Origin of the sequence: Pseudomonas sp. SLFW (genome assembly GCF_009905615.1) — a bacterium.
GTDB classification, from domain to species: Bacteria; Pseudomonadota; Gammaproteobacteria; order Pseudomonadales; family Pseudomonadaceae; genus Aquipseudomonas; species Aquipseudomonas bambusae.
Window position 1 is genome coordinate 62,255 of the sequence record NZ_JAAAKW010000018.1, and the last position, 14,730, is coordinate 76,984.

General features: G+C 62.5%; 13 protein-coding genes. 8 read left to right on the forward strand and 5 right to left on the reverse strand.

Annotated elements, in window-relative coordinates; translation table 11 throughout:
- Nucleotides 1-53 precede the first annotated feature (53 nt).
- The 5 genes from GVN17_RS24230 to GVN17_RS24250 all read right to left on the reverse strand — a co-directional run bounded on the left by GVN17_RS24230 (nucleotide 54) and on the right by GVN17_RS24250 (nucleotide 5,024).
- Nucleotides 54-1,031 carry a sugar kinase gene (locus GVN17_RS24230; RefSeq protein WP_166597805.1) on the reverse strand — a complete coding sequence of 326 codons (978 nt, stop codon included), beginning with the start codon at nucleotides 1,029-1,031 and terminating at the stop codon, nucleotides 54-56.
- Nucleotides 1,024-1,824 (reverse strand): sugar phosphate isomerase/epimerase, encoded by an 801-nt coding sequence (locus GVN17_RS24235; RefSeq protein WP_166597806.1) that lies wholly within the window; start codon nucleotides 1,822-1,824, stop codon nucleotides 1,024-1,026. The genes GVN17_RS24230 and GVN17_RS24235 overlap by 8 nt, the downstream gene beginning before the upstream one ends.
- Nucleotides 1,825-1,928: 104 nt before the next feature.
- A complete protein-coding gene (locus GVN17_RS24240; protein WP_166597836.1) occupies nucleotides 1,929-2,912 on the reverse strand; it encodes a LacI family DNA-binding transcriptional regulator in 984 nt (327 codons plus the stop codon).
- A 292-nt stretch (nucleotides 2,913-3,204) separates the two neighbouring features.
- Nucleotides 3,205-4,041 (reverse strand): ABC transporter permease, encoded by an 837-nt coding sequence (locus tag GVN17_RS24245; RefSeq protein ID WP_166597807.1) that lies wholly within the window; start codon nucleotides 4,039-4,041, stop codon nucleotides 3,205-3,207.
- Nucleotides 4,038-5,024: an aliphatic sulfonate ABC transporter substrate-binding protein gene (locus GVN17_RS24250; protein WP_166597808.1), complete on the reverse strand. Its 987-nt coding sequence runs from the start codon at nucleotides 5,022-5,024 to the stop codon at nucleotides 4,038-4,040. Before GVN17_RS24250 ends, GVN17_RS24245 begins: the two co-directional genes overlap by 4 nt.
- Before the next feature lie 298 nt (nucleotides 5,025-5,322).
- Between GVN17_RS24250 and GVN17_RS24255 the strand changes: the two genes are divergently transcribed.
- From GVN17_RS24255 to GVN17_RS24290, 8 genes are all read left to right on the forward strand, one after another.
- On the forward strand, nucleotides 5,323-6,459 hold the full coding sequence (locus tag GVN17_RS24255) for an MFS transporter (protein ID WP_166597809.1): 1,137 nt from the start codon (nucleotides 5,323-5,325) through the stop codon (nucleotides 6,457-6,459).
- 213 nt (nucleotides 6,460-6,672) lie between these two features.
- Entirely contained in the window at nucleotides 6,673-7,353 is a 681-nt protein-coding gene (locus GVN17_RS24260) for a hypothetical protein (protein ID WP_166597810.1), read from the forward strand.
- Between the two features lie 92 nt (nucleotides 7,354-7,445).
- Nucleotides 7,446-7,985 carry a methylated-DNA--[protein]-cysteine S-methyltransferase gene (locus GVN17_RS24265; protein ID WP_166597811.1) on the forward strand — a complete coding sequence of 180 codons (540 nt, stop codon included), beginning with the start codon at nucleotides 7,446-7,448 and terminating at the stop codon, nucleotides 7,983-7,985.
- Between the two features lie 53 nt (nucleotides 7,986-8,038).
- Entirely contained in the window at nucleotides 8,039-8,839 is an 801-nt protein-coding gene (locus GVN17_RS24270) for an isocitrate lyase/phosphoenolpyruvate mutase family protein (RefSeq protein WP_166597812.1), read from the forward strand.
- A 109-nt stretch (nucleotides 8,840-8,948) separates the two neighbouring features.
- A complete protein-coding gene (gene lexA / locus GVN17_RS24275; protein WP_166597813.1) occupies nucleotides 8,949-9,566 on the forward strand; it encodes a transcriptional repressor LexA in 618 nt (205 codons plus the stop codon).
- A complete protein-coding gene (gene imuA / locus GVN17_RS24280; RefSeq protein WP_166597837.1) occupies nucleotides 9,566-10,183 on the forward strand; it encodes a translesion DNA synthesis-associated protein ImuA in 618 nt (205 codons plus the stop codon). The genes lexA and imuA overlap by 1 nt, the downstream gene beginning before the upstream one ends.
- A 7-nt stretch (nucleotides 10,184-10,190) precedes the next feature.
- Nucleotides 10,191-11,621 carry a DNA polymerase Y family protein gene (locus tag GVN17_RS24285; protein ID WP_166597814.1) on the forward strand — a complete coding sequence of 477 codons (1,431 nt, stop codon included), beginning with the start codon at nucleotides 10,191-10,193 and terminating at the stop codon, nucleotides 11,619-11,621.
- Complete coding sequence (locus tag GVN17_RS24290) at nucleotides 11,597-14,725, forward strand: error-prone DNA polymerase (RefSeq protein WP_371928610.1); 3,129 nt, start codon at nucleotides 11,597-11,599, stop codon at nucleotides 14,723-14,725. The genes GVN17_RS24285 and GVN17_RS24290 overlap by 25 nt, the downstream gene beginning before the upstream one ends.
- Nucleotides 14,726-14,730 lie beyond the last annotated feature (5 nt).

Consider the following 14,730-nt stretch of genomic DNA (forward strand, 5'->3'; position numbering starts at 1 on the left):
TGTTGTTCTTGTCGCAGCAGGTGATGGGAATGGCGGTTCGGGTAAAACGGGTGTCACGCGGTCTGTCGTCGTGGTGCGTTTGTTGATTCGGCTGTTGATTCGGCGGCTTGCAGGGCTGCGCGAGTCGGCAGGCCCTCCATGTCGCCTCGGCTCTGCACGGCCTGGGCGCCGATCCAGTTGCCCCGCGCGGTGGCCTTAGCGAAGTCGAGGTTCTCCAGCAGCGCGCTGATCACCCCGACCGCGAAGCCATCGCCCGCGCCCACGGTGTCGATCACCTGTGCCACCGGCACGCCGGGCACGAAGGCCTGATTCAGTTGAGTTCGGTAGTAGGCGCCTTTCGCGCCGAGTTTGATCACCACCGCTTCCACACCCTTGTCGAGATAGAACTGCGCGATGTCCGCCGGGGTGTCGCGACCGGTCAGCAACTCGCCTTCCGCCAGGCCGGGCATGACCCAGTCGGCAAGGCTGGCAAGGTGGTTGACCTCACGGATCATCTCGGCCTGACTCGACCACAGCGACGGCCGCAGGTTGGGGTCGAACGACACGCTGCGACCCGACTCACGCATCTGGATCATCAGCGTCTGCGAGAGTTCGCGGCAGGTGGCCGACAACGCCGCCGGGATGCCCGTGGCGTGCAGGTGCCGCGCCTTCAACAGTGCCGGAACGATGTCGTTGACGGACAGGTGACTGGCCGCCGAGCCCCGACGGAAATACTCGACCACCGGGTCGGCGCCTTCCAGCTCCAGCGACTTGAACTGAAAGCCCGTGGGGTGGGCTGGATCGACGGTGACGTGGCGGCAGTCGACGCCTTCCTGTTGCAGGCTGTCGATGACGAAACGCCCCATCGAATCATTGCCCACCCGGCTCAGCCAGGCGACGTTGAAGCCCAGGCGCGAAAGGCCGATGGCGACGTTGCTGTCGGCGCCCGCGATGCGTTTTTCGAAGTGGCGGACAGCGGCCAGATCGCCGGTCTGCTCGGCGACCAGCATGGTCATGGTTTCGCCGAAGGAAAGGATATCGATCTCAGACATGGCTCATGGCCTCCGACGACGTGTGCGTGTGGCGCTGGCCCAATTGGGCAAGGGCATTGACTTGGGTGCGGGTGACGTCCAGCAGATCGTCGCCTTGCAGCGGGTATTCGACCGCACGGGGCAGGCCGAGGGGCATGTGCTTGAGCAACTGCTCCCAGAGGTGCAAGTCAGTCTGGCGCGGCGGCACGGCGATCAGCTTGCCGGCTGTGTTGCGGGACACCGCCTTGCAATGCACGTATTCGACGTAACGGCCCAATTGTTGCGCTGCGGCGCTGGCCGATTGCGCCTGCCACAGCCAGTTGCCGATGTCGAAAGTCATGCCGATGGGCATTTGCAGGGCGTCGATCCGGGCGAAGAACCGGACAAGGGGTTCCAGGCGGCCGCCTTGTGGGGTCTGGTCATTTTCCACCAACAGGTGCACGTCGTAACGGGCGAGGCGATCGGCCAGGGCAGCGATGTCGCTGTCTTCGGTCAGGTGGCCCAACGACACTTTCAGCCACGGCGCGCCACAGGCCGTCGCCCGTTGCAGGGTCAGTTCCAGCTCGGGATTGGGCGCGTTCTGGCCATCGAGCCACAGCTCCAGCGGCGCCGAATACAGACACTCCAGCCCTTGCGAGCGGATGGCTTCGCCCAACGCGACGAGGTCTTCGCGGCCTGTGAACAGCTCCTCGCGAAGCTCCATGCGGGTCACGCCAGCCTCGACCAGCAGCGGGATAAAACTGGCTTGGCCGCGTTCACGAACGACGTCGGCACCGAAGGCGCCCAGGCTGATGGCAACGGGGAATCGGTTCATTATTGTTGTCCTCTGAAACCGGTTTCATTTTTGTTCGAGCGAAGGTGCTCGAAGAAAGTTCTTCAAACGGACAGGCGGGTAGCCTGCTTTATAAAAGAAGAGGGTCAGGATCGCTGTCGGGTCGAACCGCGCACGATCAGTTGCGCTGGAAAGTCGTACAGCCGCACTGGCTCCTGGTCCCCGCGCAGGCGATTAAGCAGGCACTCGAACGCCGTCACGCCGATGTCGTGGGTCGGTTGGGCAAGGGAGGTGATGCCGCTGCCGACCAGGGGGTACCAGTCCAGCTCGTCGAGGGCGATCAGGCCGATGTCATCGAACAGATGGCAGCCCAATGCGTGCAACTGGCGGGTCGTGCTCAGGGTTGCAACGCCGTTGCCGGTGAACAAGGCTTTGGGGCCGTGCCCCTGATCATCGAGAAAGGCGCGCAGGTGATCGCGCAGGGCAGGGCCGGTTTCACAGACCTGGCCACGGAAGCCGCTGCGTCGGGCAAGGCCGGTCTTGAACGCGTCGACCCGCTCGACCCGCGAACTGGTGCCGTCCTGAGGTTCGGTGACCATGAGGATGTCGCGATAGCCGGTGTGGTGCAGGTGATCCAGCGCTTGCGTGACGGCATCGACGTTGTTGAGCCCGACCAGATCGCTGTCCAGTTGATCGACTTTGCGGTCCACCAACACCATCGGCAATTCGGTGTGCAACTCGCGCAATTCGTCCAGATGATGGCCGAGGGTGTTCACGATCAGTCCCTCGATGTTGTACGAGCGCAGAGCCGCGAGGTGCAGGCGTTCCTGCTCATCGTCGCGGTCGGTGTTGCACACCACCAGGCTGTAACCGTGCTTGCGGCAGGCCGTTTCGACGCCGTGCATGACAGCAATGGAATAAGGGTTGCGGATGTCGGCCACCAGCATGCCGATCAGGCGGGTGCGGCCGCGTTTCAAGCCACGGGCCATCTGGTTGGGGCGATAGCCGAGGGTGTCGATGGCGTGTTGAATGCGCCGGGCAATGGCCTCGGACAGCAATTGCCGGTCATCGCCAATGAAGCGCGAGACGCTGGCCTTGGAAACGCCCGCCATGTCGGCGACGTCATTCATGGTGACGCGGGCACGCGTCGGTGTCGGAATGCTGTTCACGGCCTGACCCTTATTGGATTTATCAGCAGGCTTTTATTGTCGAGCGTGTGAGGCTCTGAAACCGGTTTCAGGAAACACCAAAGCGAGGGGTGTCGTCAACTCGGGATCGGATGAAAGGTGGTGCTTGGGGTCGTTGGTGTCTCGATGGTGCCACGTACATCGCTATCGCGAGCAAGCTCACTCCTACAATTAAAAAGCGTTCCCCTGTAGGAGTGAGCTTGCTCGCGATGACGCCGTATCAGTCAATGTAGAGTCAGCCATTACCCTTGAACGTATCCCGCCACGCCAGGAGCCGCTTCTCCAGCATCGCCAACACGCCGTCGCTGATCTTGCCCAGCAGCGCCAGCACGATGATCGCGGCCAGCACGATGTCAGGCCGTGACGTCTCGCGCCCATCGCTGAGCAGATAGCCCAAGCCCTTGGTCGCGGCGATCAGTTCGGCGGCCACCAGAAACATCCACGCCAGGCTCAACCCCGAGCGCAGCCCGGTGAACAGGCCGGGCAGGGCAGCGGGGAGAAACAGGTGAAGAATCATCTGCCGCTGGCTGAAACGATACATCTTGCCAACTTCCACCAGCTTGCGATCAATCCCGCGAATCGCCGCCACGCCGTTGAGGTACACCGGAAAAAACGCGCCGATGGCGATCAGCACGATTTTCGAGGTCTCGCCGATGCCCAGCCACAGCAGCAACAGCGGCACCCACGCCAGGCTCGGGATCGAGCGCAAACCCGCGAACGTGGGTTCCAGATAGGCTTCGGCCTCCCGACTCAATCCGACCCACGCTGCAAACAGCAGGGCCAGGCCCGCGCCGATGCCGAACCCGCTCAACACCCGCAGCAGGCTGGCGCTGATGTGTTTCCACAAGGCGCCGTTGGCCAGGTCGGTCAGCGTGGTGAAAATCTCGCTGGGCGCGGGCATCTGGTACGACTGCACCCAGCCGATGCGAACGACGATTTCCAGTAGCACCAGAATCGCCACCGGCACCACCAGCCCTTTGAGGCGCCCGGGCCAACGGTTGGGCGTGGACGCGGCGGGTGCAACCGGTGTGCCGGCTTCGGCGTTCAGCGATTCGACCTGGGAGCTGCTCATGGCTTGGCGACGACGGCAATGCCGAAGGTCGGGTCAATCAACTGATCGATGACCTGATCGACATTCGTGCCTTTGCGCACCAGTTCTTCCGACACCAGGATCGGCGCGGCGGCTTTGGAGGCGGTCACGTCTTTATCGGTCAATTGCGGGCTGCTGATGTCGGTGCGGGTCAGTTGCAGCTTGGCGACGTCCAGTGGCAGGCCGGATTCGGTGGCCAGCAATTTCGCCAGCTCTTCCGGATTCTTCAGCGACCATTCGCGGGCCTGCTCGTAGGCGCTCAACACGGTCTTGATCGCCTCCGGATGCTCTTTGGCGTACGTCTCGGTCACGCTGACCACGCCGTAGCTGTTGAAGTCCTTGTTGCGATACAGCAGGCGCGAACCCGCCTGAATTTCGCTGGCGGCCATGTGCGGATCGAGACCCGCCCACGCGTCGACGTCGCCTTTCTCCAGCGCAATGCGGCCGTCCGGGTGTTGCAGGTGCAGCAGCTCCACGTCGTCTTTGGTCAGCTTCGCCTGTTGCAGCGCGCGCAAGGTGAAGAGGTACGGGTCGGTGCCTTTTGTGGCGGCGATTTTCTTGCCTTTAAGGTCAGCGACGGTTTTAAGCGTCGAATCCTTGCGCACCACCAGCGCGGTCCACTCGGCGCGGCTGTAGACGTAGACCGACTTGATCGGGCTGCCGTTGGCACGGGCCAGCACAGCGGACAGGCTGGCCGACGAGGCGAAATCAACGCCGCCGCTGTTCAAATATTCCAGCGAGCGGTTGCTGCCCTGGCTGAACACCCAACTGACCTTGGTGTTCGGCAGGGCCTTCTCCAGCCAGCCGAAATGTTTGAGCACCAGGCTTACCGGCGAGTAGTAGGCGTAATCCAGATGCACCTCGGCCGGCGGCGCTTCGGCGGCTTGGGCGAAGGGTTGCAGGGTCAGTGCCAGGGCACCGGCCAGGAGTTTCAGGGAAGTGGGCAGGCGAGGGAACGCGGTCATGATCAAGTCCAGTCGAAGGGTTTGAAGCTGCACGGGGCTGCTTATGTCGAAAACGGCAGTCAGCGCGAGTCAGCCTGCTCAAATGGAATAATGCAGGCTCTGTGCCATGAACTCATGTGCGGGCTAGCGTGGGGCGACTGGGGGCAAGAGGACATGGACGCAGTTGCTCCATCAACAGTTTGCGGAAGCGGTGTTGCCCGAGAAACACTGTGTGAAATATCTGCATTAAACAGTTGTCAGGCTTCGGCGCGGTCTGCATGCTGGCTTTTTTCAATTGTGTTACAGGACTTTTCTGCGCATGTCTGTCCCTGCCCGAGATGCCGATGCTGCGTCACGCCGTTCGGCGACCGTTCTCAGCCTGTGCCTGCCCAGCGATGTCCTGTTGTACCTGCTGATGCCCATGAACGCCGACGCCTTTGGCATCAGTCTCGCCGAAGCGGGGGTGCTGCTGGCGGCCAACCGGCTGGTGCGGATCTTCGGCTATGGCTACGTAGTGCGCTTCTACGCACAGCGCGGCGACCGGGCGGCGCTGACCCTGGCTTCGCTGGTGTCGATGGTCTGCGCGGTGGGCAACTCGTTCATCACCGGTTTCTGGTGGCTGCTGATTCTGCGGTTGGGCTGGGGATTGGCGTACGCGGCGTTGAACCTGTCCACCCAAGCTCTCGCAACCTCCGAACCTGCCGGCGCGGCCCGCAGGTCAGGCACCTCACGGGCGATCATCGCCATCGGCCCGATGCTCGCGCTGCCTCTGGGGGCGCTGGTAAGCATGTATTTCGGCCCTCGGGTGATCTTTCTGATACTCGCCTTCTTTTCCCTCATCGGCCTGTTCATCGCCCGAGGGCTGCCGAGCGTTCCCCATGCGATGCCGACCGCCAACGGGCGTCGCTTCAAGGCGCCGGACAGCGTGGCCATGTGGTCCTTCATCGAAGGCGTCGCGCTGGACGGGCTGTTTATCTTCGGCCTGTCGTTGCAGGCGCAATCGGTGCTGGGTGGCAACGCAGTGTTCATCGCCGGGGTGCTGCTGGCGTTGCGTTACGTCTCGGAAATGCTCCTGAGTCCTTTAGGTGGTCGCGCCGCCGCGAGCTACGGGGCGGTGCGCATGCTGGTGGTGTTCTCGGCGCTGACGACCCTGGCGTTGACGGCCTTCGGCTTTCACTGGCTGATCATCGGCGCGGGCGGCGTGCTGATCCTGCGTGCGCTGCAATTGCCGCTGGTCACCACGCTGGTGGCCGAGCGCAATCCGGGGGTAGGGCGCGTCCAGGCACTGGCCGGAAATGCGGTCTGGCGTGACGTCGGTGCGGGCGTCGGGCCTTTGCTGGCCGGGGTGGTGCTGCCCATCGCCTCGCCGTCCTGGGTCTACAGCCTGGCGGGGTTGGCGGTGGTGGTCAGCGCCGTGGTGTGCAGTCGCTATCGGGTTCGCGAAGTACCTGCCTGAAGGGCTTTCGAAACATCCTATTACATACCGTTCAGCGATTAGTCCGGTAAATCAGAGGCTTGCATGCAACCTCTGAGGTCATTTCCTATCTCATGGTCATTCTTCATACGGACATAAAGCTTCGTTAGCCTGCAGTCGCTAGCGAAATGCCAGTTCACAGGGACGTTGCTCAGGGCGCTCAGCCCTTCACGCACCACAAGAATCCAGGCCATCATGACCTTTTTCAAAACCCCGGTTACTTCGACAGCCCTGCAACGCATCGCCTATTTCTTGCTGCCGATCCTGTTGATCTGCTCGGCGGTGTTCTGGTTTACCGTCGGCAGGGGCGTGCATGCGGAACCGAAGAACGGCACGCAGACGCTGGTGTTCCTGCGCCACGCGGAAAAGCCTGACATGGGCCTCGGCCAGTTGAACTGCCAGGGCCTGAACCGCGCCATCGACCTCTCTACCGTATTGCCGGATACCTTCGGCAAAGCGGACTTCATCTTCGCCGCCAACCCCAGCCGTCACGTTGAAGAAGGCGCAGGCGATCATTCCTATAGCTACTTGCGCCCTTTGATGACCGTCGGCCCGAGCGCGATCAAGCTCGGGTTGCCGATCAACATCGACTTCGCCGCCAACGACACCAGCGACCTCGCCGACGAGCTGATGCGCGATAAATACCACGACGCCACCATCTACACCGCCTGGTCCCACGGCTACCTGCCCGAACTGATCAACAAAGTCGCCGAAGAGGCCTCCGGCCAAGACCTCAAACTCGTCAAGGACTGGATGGGCGACGACTTTGACTCCGTCCTGGTGCTGACCCTGAAGTGGAACAACGGCAAGGCGACGTTGCAGTACGAGAACTACAAGCAGAACCTGAATGACGGCGCGGTGGGGTGCCCGACGTGAAGTTCCTGTCGCGAATCTGACCGCAAGATCTGGATGGTCCTCATCGCACACCCGGTTACTATGGGCGCAGTGCGAAAGACGAGGAGCCTTCCATGAACTTCACTTATCGCTTCATCGATTCCCCCGTCGGCCAGTTGAAACTGGTGGCCAAGGGTGCGGCGTTGGCCGCGATTCTTTGGGAAAACGACCGCCCCAATCGCGTCCTGCTGGGGCCCATGACCGAAGCCCCCCACAGCGAAATCCTTGATCAGGCCGAACAGCAACTGGCGGAATATTTCGCGGGAACGCGTAACCGTTTCGACCTGCCGCTGGATTTCCACGGCACTGATTTCCAGAAAAAAGTCTGGCACGCCTTGCTCGCCATTCCGTTCGGCGAGACCCGCAGCTACCTGCAAATCGCCATCGAAATCGGCAACCCCGCTGCCGTGCGTGCGGTCGGGGCGGCCAATGGCAAGAACCCGATTTCTATCGTTGCGCCGTGCCATCGGGTGATCGGCAGTTCTGGCGCGCTCACCGGATTTGCCGGTGGCCTGGCGGCCAAAGAGCTGTTGCTGACCCTTGAAGGCGGGATGCCGAAATCCTCGAAAAAGAACCGCGACGAGATGGCCTCCGCCCAAGCATCGCTGTTCTAGACTCAAGCGCCCTTCAACAGTGTTTTACCCGTCACCTTCACATGGAGTTGAACATGCCTGCCTCTGCCAAGACGTTCCGTGACCTGCACCACCAATCTACCGTGCTGCGCCTGCCCAATGCCTGGGACGCCGTGAGTGCGCTGCTGTTCGAAAGCCTCGGCGCCAAAGCTATCGCCACCACCAGCGCGGGTGTGGCTTGGGCACAGGGGTATGCCGATGGGCGTGTGTTTCCGCTGGAGGCAGCCATCCATGCAGCGGCAAACATTGCGCGGGTGGTCAAGGTGCCGCTGTCGGTGGATTTCGAGCACGGCTATTCGGACGATCCAAAGACGGTCGCTGAAAACGTCAAGCGCGTGCTGGAAGTGGGTGCCGTGGGCATCAACATTGAAGACGGTCCGGACGCACCTGACTTGCTGGCGCGCAAGATCGAAGCGATCAAAAGCATGGCGTCCAACAATGGGCTGGACGTGTTCATCAACGCCCGCACCGACGTGTACTTGGCGAATCTGGTGGCCGATGACCAGAAGGTCGAGGAGACCCTCAAACGCGGCCAGTTGTATGAAAAAGCCGGCGCCGACGGGCTGTTCGCTGCGGCGGTGGTGGATGTCGATGCGATCACGCGCATCGTTCAGGGCGTCAACCTGCCGATCAACGTGTTGGCCCGGCCAGGCCTGCCGGAGGCAGAAGGCTTGGCGAAGCTGGGGGTGCATCGCTTGAGCGCCGGTTCCAGTGTGGCGATCACCGTGTTGAGTCTGGCCGAGCAATTAGGACGTGATTTCCTCGGGGAAGGGCGTTCGGAACCGGTGACCCACAGCACCCTCAGTTACCCTCAGATTCAGGGGTGGTTTGAGTAATGTTTTCCCTCAGAAGCGCCATTCCCTGGCGCTTCGACTCCTCATCGGTTGATCGACCTTTCATCCCCCGATAAACGGCGCTGGCATATGTTTCTCTTATGGAGTACAAATGTACTCCATGACGAACTTATCTCCCCGACGCGCTGCCATCCTGACGTTCATCCGCGATCGCATCGCCGACAATGGCCAACCGCCGAGCCTGGCAGAAATCTCCGAAGCGTTTGGATTCGCGTCTCGCAGCGTTGCGCGCAAACATATCGTGGCGTTGACCGAAGCAGGCTTTATCGAAGTCACCGCCAATCAGGCCCGTGGCATTCGCCTGATCGACGCGACACCCCGCGTTCAAATGCTGCAAATACCGGTATTGGGTCGGGTAGCCGCAGGTGCGCCCATCGGCCCCGACCTCGATAACCCCGACACCTTTGCCCTCGACAGCCGCACCTTTCTGCGTGTGCCGGATTACCTGCTGCGAGTGAAAGGCGACTCAATGATCGAAGACGGCATTTTCGATGGCGATCTGGTGGGCATTCTGCAAAGCGCCGACGCCCGGGACGGCCAGATCGTCGTGGCCCGACTCGATGGCGAAGTGACAATCAAACGGCTAGAGCGGGGCGATGACACATTGCGCCTGTTGCCGCGCAATCCGGCCTATGCGCCGATTGTCGTGCGTCCCGATCAGGACTTCGCCATCGAAGGCGTGTTCTGCGGCCTGGTGCGCCGGGAATGATGGGCGCGGTGGTCAGCCTTGACGCGCTGCTGGACGAGCGTCGGGTCTGGAAAGGGCGGGCGCAGGTCCAGCCAGTCGCGGCGCAACCCACAGGCCACCCGTTGCTCGACGCTGCGTTGCCCATTGGCGGCTGGCCCCCGGCGGCACTCACTGAAGTTCTGATCCCCGCCAATGGCAGCGGTGAGTTGCGCCTGCTGTGGCCGACCCTGGCGCGCCTGGCCAACGCGGGCGAACGCATCGTCCTGGTCGCGCCGCCGTTCGTGCCATACCCCCAGGCCTGGCAATCGGCGGGGGTCGATGTGCGTCAGCTGTCGATCATTCAGGCCAGCGACACCGATGCCTTGTGGGCGGTGGAGCAATGCTTGCGCTCTGGCAGTTGTGGGGCGGTGCTGGCGTGGCCGGGCAAGGTCGATGACCGCGCCCTGCGTCGTTTGCAAGTGGCAGCGGAGACGGGTGAAACCCTCGCGTTCGCCTGCCGTGGTCAGCAAGCCGCCGCCAACCCTTCGCCTGCGGCCCTGCGCATCGCCATTGATGTCCAACCCCGCCAGTTGCGGGTGCTGAAGTGCCGAGGCGGGCTGGCCCCGTCATCCCCCATCCCGTTCACCACCGACGCTTGAGGTTTCCATGCTCTGGGCCTGTGTCCTGCTGCCGCAACTGGCACTGGACGGCGTCATGCGTCGTCGCGCCGAACCTGATAAACCGCTGGCCCTGATCAGCGGTCCCGCTCAGCGCCGTGTGTTGCAAACGGTGAACGCCGCCGCCCGTGATCTGGGGTTGCGTCCCGGACTGACGTTGACCGCCGCCCACGCCATGAGCCGTGGGTTCGACACGGTCGAATACGACCCGAAGCAGACCGAACACTGGCATCGTCTGCTTGCGGCCTGGGCCTACCGCTTCAGTTCCCAGGTCAGCCTGAAATACCCCCGCGTGTTGCTGATGGAAGTCGAGTCGAGCTTTGGACTGTTCGGCCCATGGCCGGTATTCGAGGCGCGATTGCGCCAGGAGCTGACCGCCATGGGGTTCAGTCATCGCATCGTTGTTGCACCGAACCCTTTGGCGGCGAGGATGTTGGCCAATGCCCACGACGGTCTGGCCGTCACCGACAACGAGACGCTGCAAGACGTGCTGCAACGGATGCCGGTCAATCGCCTCGGGCTGTCCCAGGACGTGGCCACCGCGTTAGGGCGCATGGGACTGCACCACTTGCGGCAGGTGCTGGCCTTGCCTCGCGACACCCTGGCGCGGCGTTTTCCCTCAACGGTGTTGCAACACCTGGATACCCTGACCGGGCGTCGCCCGATGGCGTTGGAATGCTATGTGCCGCCGGACTTTTTCGAGACCCGCATCGAGCTGAACTTCGACGTCGAATCCCATCAGGCGCTGTTGTTTCCCCTCAAGCGGATGATTGCCGATCTGGCGCTGTTTCTCGGCGGTCGGGACAGCGGCGTACAACGCTTCGTCATTCATCTGGAACATGTGCCGAGTGTCGGCAGCACCTCCCCGGACACGCTGATTCCGGTGGGGCTGCTGAGCGCGGAAAGGGAAGCGAACATGCTGTTCGAACTGGCCCGGGGGCGATTGGAGCAAATCGTCGTGCCGTCCCCGGTGCGGGCACTCAAGCTTTCGGCCAAAGACTTGCCGGCCTTCGTGCCGTCCCATCGAGAACTGTTCGATGATCGCCCTCAACAAAGCATGCCGTGGGAGCAGTTGCGCGAGCGGCTGCGGGCGCGATTGGGCGATGACGCGGTCTGCGGCTTGAGCTTCCACGCCGACCATCGCCCCGAATGCGCATGGCAACCCGCCTCGCACACCAAGCCTGCCGTGGGCTTCAACCCGGTGCCTCGCCCCGGTTGGCTATTGCGTGAGCCCGAAGCCCTGACAGACACCGGCTCGCGGGTGTTGGCAGGGCCTGAACGGATCGAGTCGGGCTGGTGGGACGGTGGGGATGTGCGCCGTGATTATTACCTGATCGAAACTCGCACCGGCCTGCGTGGCTGGGCCTATCGCAGCGTGGGCGATGACAGCGGCCTGTGGCTGCACGGATGGTTCGCATGAGCTGCCAGTACGCCGAGCTGCATTGCCTGTCCAACTTCAGTTTTCAGCGCGGGGCCTCTAGTGCTCTGGAGTTGTTCGAGCGGGCGAAGTTGCATGGCTACGAGGCCTTGGCCATCACCGACGAATGCACGCTGGCGGGGGCGGTGCGTGCGTGGCAGGCGGCAAAGGAATGCGGCCTGCCATTGATCGTCGGCAGTGAAATGACCCTCGAAAACGGACCGAAAATCGTCTTGCTAGCCGAAAATCTTGCGGGGTATCAGGCGCTGTGCAGGCTGATCACCCAAGGACGTAGGCGCAGCAAGAAGGGCGAATATTGTCTGCTTCGGGAGGATTTCCAGTCGCCTCTCAACGGGTTGCTCGCCCTGTGGGTGCCGGACCTTGGACAAGAAAACGCGACGTTACGTGAGCAAGGTCAATGGCTGCGCGATCTGTTCACCGACAACCTCTGGCTGAGTGTGCAGTTGCATTGCGGGCCGGACGATCAGCAGCGGTTGACGCATCTGCTGGCACTGGCGAGTCAGTGCGGTTTGCCTGCCGTCGCCAGCGGCGATGTGCACATGCACGCCCGAGGCCGTCGTGCGTTGCAGGACACCATGACTGCCATCCGTCATCACACGACCGTGGCCGAGGCGGGGCACAGGCTGTTTCCCAATGGGGAGCGACATTTGCGGCCACGGGCGATGTTGGCGGATGTCTTTCCTGCGGAGTTACTGGCCGAAACGCTGGTCATCGCGCGGCGATGTACCTTCGATTTTGATGACCTGAAGTACGAATACCCCCGCGAGTTGGTGCCCAAAGGGCATACGCCGACGACGTGGTTACGTCACTTGACCGAAGAGGGGGCGCGTGAGCGTTGGCCTGAAGGCATCCCTACGGTCGCTCGGATAAACATCGAACATGAACTGGGGATCATCGCCAAGAAACAGTACGAGAGCTATTTCCTCACCGTGCACGACATCGTCAGGTTTGCCCGTCAGCAAGCCATTCTGTGTCAGGGCCGGGGGTCGGCCGCCAATTCGACTGTGTGTTTCGCCTTGGGTATCACCGAGCTGGACCCGTCCAAAGGCAAGGGCCAGTTGCTGTTCGCCCGGTTCATTTCGGAAGAGCGCAACGAACCGCCTGACATCGACGTGGACTTCGAACACGAACGCCGCGAGGAAGTCCTGCAATACGTCTTCCGCCGTTATGGCCGGGGCCGGGCGGCGTTGACCGCCGTCGCCAGCACCTACCACGGCGCCGGCGCCATTCGTGACGTGGCGCGCGTGCTGGGTCTGCCGCCCGATCAGATCAACGCCCTGGCCGATTGCTGCGGACGCTGGACCGACAACCTGCCGCCCGCCGATCGGCTGAAAGAATCAGGCTTCGAGCCGGACAGCCCAGTGCTGCGCCGGGTGCTGACGCTGGCGGGCGAGCTGATCGGCTTTCCCCGGCACCTGTCTCAGCACCCTGGTGGTTTCGTCATTTCTGAGCAGCCGCTGGAAACGTTGGTGCCGGTGGAAAACGCGGCGATGGCGGATCGCACGATCATTCAATGGGACAAGGACGATCTGGACCTGGTAGGACTGCTCAAGGTCGACATTCTGGCGTTGGGCATGCTGAGCGCGTTGCGCCGCACGTTCGACCTGGTCACCCGTTATCGCGGCTACGACCTGACCATCGCGAGCATTCCCGCCGAGGATAAACCGACCTACGACATGATCAGTCGCGCCGACACCATTGGCGTGTTCCAGATCGAGTCCCGGGCGCAGATGTCGATGCTGCCGAGGCTCAGGCCGGAGACGTTTTACGACCTGGTAATCGAGGTTGCGATTGTCCGGCCGGGACCGATTCAGGGCAACATGGTGCACCCGTACTTGCGTCGGAGAAACAAAGAAGAGCCGGTGACCTATCCTTCGGAGGAATTGAAAGCCGTGTTCGAGCGCACCCTCGGCGTGCCGCTGTTTCAGGAGCAAGTCATGCAACTGGCCATTGTCGCGGCGGATTACACGGCGGGTGAAGCGGATCAGTTGCGCCGCTCCATGGCCGCCTGGAAACGCCACGGCGGACTCGAGCCTCACTATGCCCGTCTCAGCCAGCGGATGACCGAGAAGGGGTACACGAAGGACTTCATCGATCGCATCTTCGAACAAATCAAAGGCTTCGGCAGCTACGGCTTTCCCGAGTCCCATGCCGCCAGCTTCGCCTTGTTGACCTACGCCAGTTGCTGGCTCAAATGCCACGAGCCCGCTGCCTTCACCTGCGCCCTGATCAACAGCTGGCCGATGGGTTTTTACAGCCCCGACCAACTGCTACAGGACGCCCGTCGCCACCACATCGACGTGCACCCGGTGGACATCCGCTACAGCGATTGGGACTGCTCGCTAGAGCCGGTGGAAGGCCGCGACTACTCCCAGGACCTGGCGATCCGCATGGGCCTGCGGATGATTCGTGGTTTCCGCGAGGAAGACGCCCGGCGCATCGAGCAGGCGCGCTCGGTGCGCGAGTTCAATGACGTCACCGACCTCTGCGTGCGTGCCGATCTGGACAACCGCGCGCGGGCGGCGCTGGCGGATTCCGGGGCCTTGCGCGGTCTGGTAGGGCATCGTCATCGCGCACGTTGGGAAATGGCGGGGGTCGAGGTGCAACGTCCGTTGTTCGGCGATGACTGTTTTGCCGAGGAAGCTCAAGTCGCACTGCCCTTGCCGAGCGTGGCCCAAGACCTGATGGCCGATTACAACACCCTCGGCACGACGCTGGGGCCGCACCCGCTGTCGCTGCTGCGCAACAAACTGGCCGCCAAACGGTTTCGCAGCTCGAAGGACTTGCTCGATGAAGAGCACGGACGGCAATTCAGTGTCGCCGGGTTGGTGGTGGGCCGACAGCGACCGGGCACGGCCAGCGGCGTGACCTTCGTCACCCTGGAAGACGAACACGGCATGATCAATGTGGTGGTCTGGCGCGACCTGGCCGAACGTCAGCGCAAGGTGTTGGTGGGTTCGCAATTGATGCAGGTGTTTGGCAAGTTCGAGTATCAGAAGGGGGTCCGTCACGTCATTGCCCAACGGCTGTTCGACCTGACCCCGCTGCTGACCGGGCTGGACGTGCGCAGTCGCGATTTCAAGTGATCGAC

Excerpts from the sequence above, each read along its gene's own strand:
- GVN17_RS24230 (WP_166597805.1), bottom strand. The coding sequence starts at position 1,031 with ATGTCTGAGATCGATATCCTTTCCTTCGGCGAAACCATGACCATGCTG.
- GVN17_RS24235 (WP_166597806.1), bottom strand. The coding sequence starts at position 1,824 with ATGAACCGATTCCCCGTTGCCATCAGCCTGGGCGCCTTCGGTGCCGAC.
- GVN17_RS24240 (WP_166597836.1), bottom strand. The coding sequence starts at position 2,912 with ATGAATGACGTCGCCGACATGGCGGGCGTTTCCAAGGCCAGCGTCTCG.
- GVN17_RS24245 (WP_166597807.1), bottom strand. The coding sequence starts at position 4,041 with ATGAGCAGCTCCCAGGTCGAATCGCTGAACGCCGAAGCCGGCACACCG.
- GVN17_RS24250 (WP_166597808.1), bottom strand. The coding sequence starts at position 5,024 with ATGACCGCGTTCCCTCGCCTGCCCACTTCCCTGAAACTCCTGGCCGGT.
- GVN17_RS24255 (WP_166597809.1), top strand. The coding sequence starts at position 5,323 with ATGTCTGTCCCTGCCCGAGATGCCGATGCTGCGTCACGCCGTTCGGCG.
- GVN17_RS24260 (WP_166597810.1), top strand. The coding sequence starts at position 6,673 with ATGACCTTTTTCAAAACCCCGGTTACTTCGACAGCCCTGCAACGCATC.
- GVN17_RS24265 (WP_166597811.1), top strand. The coding sequence starts at position 7,446 with ATGAACTTCACTTATCGCTTCATCGATTCCCCCGTCGGCCAGTTGAAA.
- GVN17_RS24270 (WP_166597812.1), top strand. The coding sequence starts at position 8,039 with ATGCCTGCCTCTGCCAAGACGTTCCGTGACCTGCACCACCAATCTACC.
- lexA (WP_166597813.1), top strand. The coding sequence starts at position 8,949 with ATGTACTCCATGACGAACTTATCTCCCCGACGCGCTGCCATCCTGACG.
- imuA (WP_166597837.1), top strand. The coding sequence starts at position 9,566 with ATGGGCGCGGTGGTCAGCCTTGACGCGCTGCTGGACGAGCGTCGGGTC.
- GVN17_RS24285 (WP_166597814.1), top strand. The coding sequence starts at position 10,191 with ATGCTCTGGGCCTGTGTCCTGCTGCCGCAACTGGCACTGGACGGCGTC.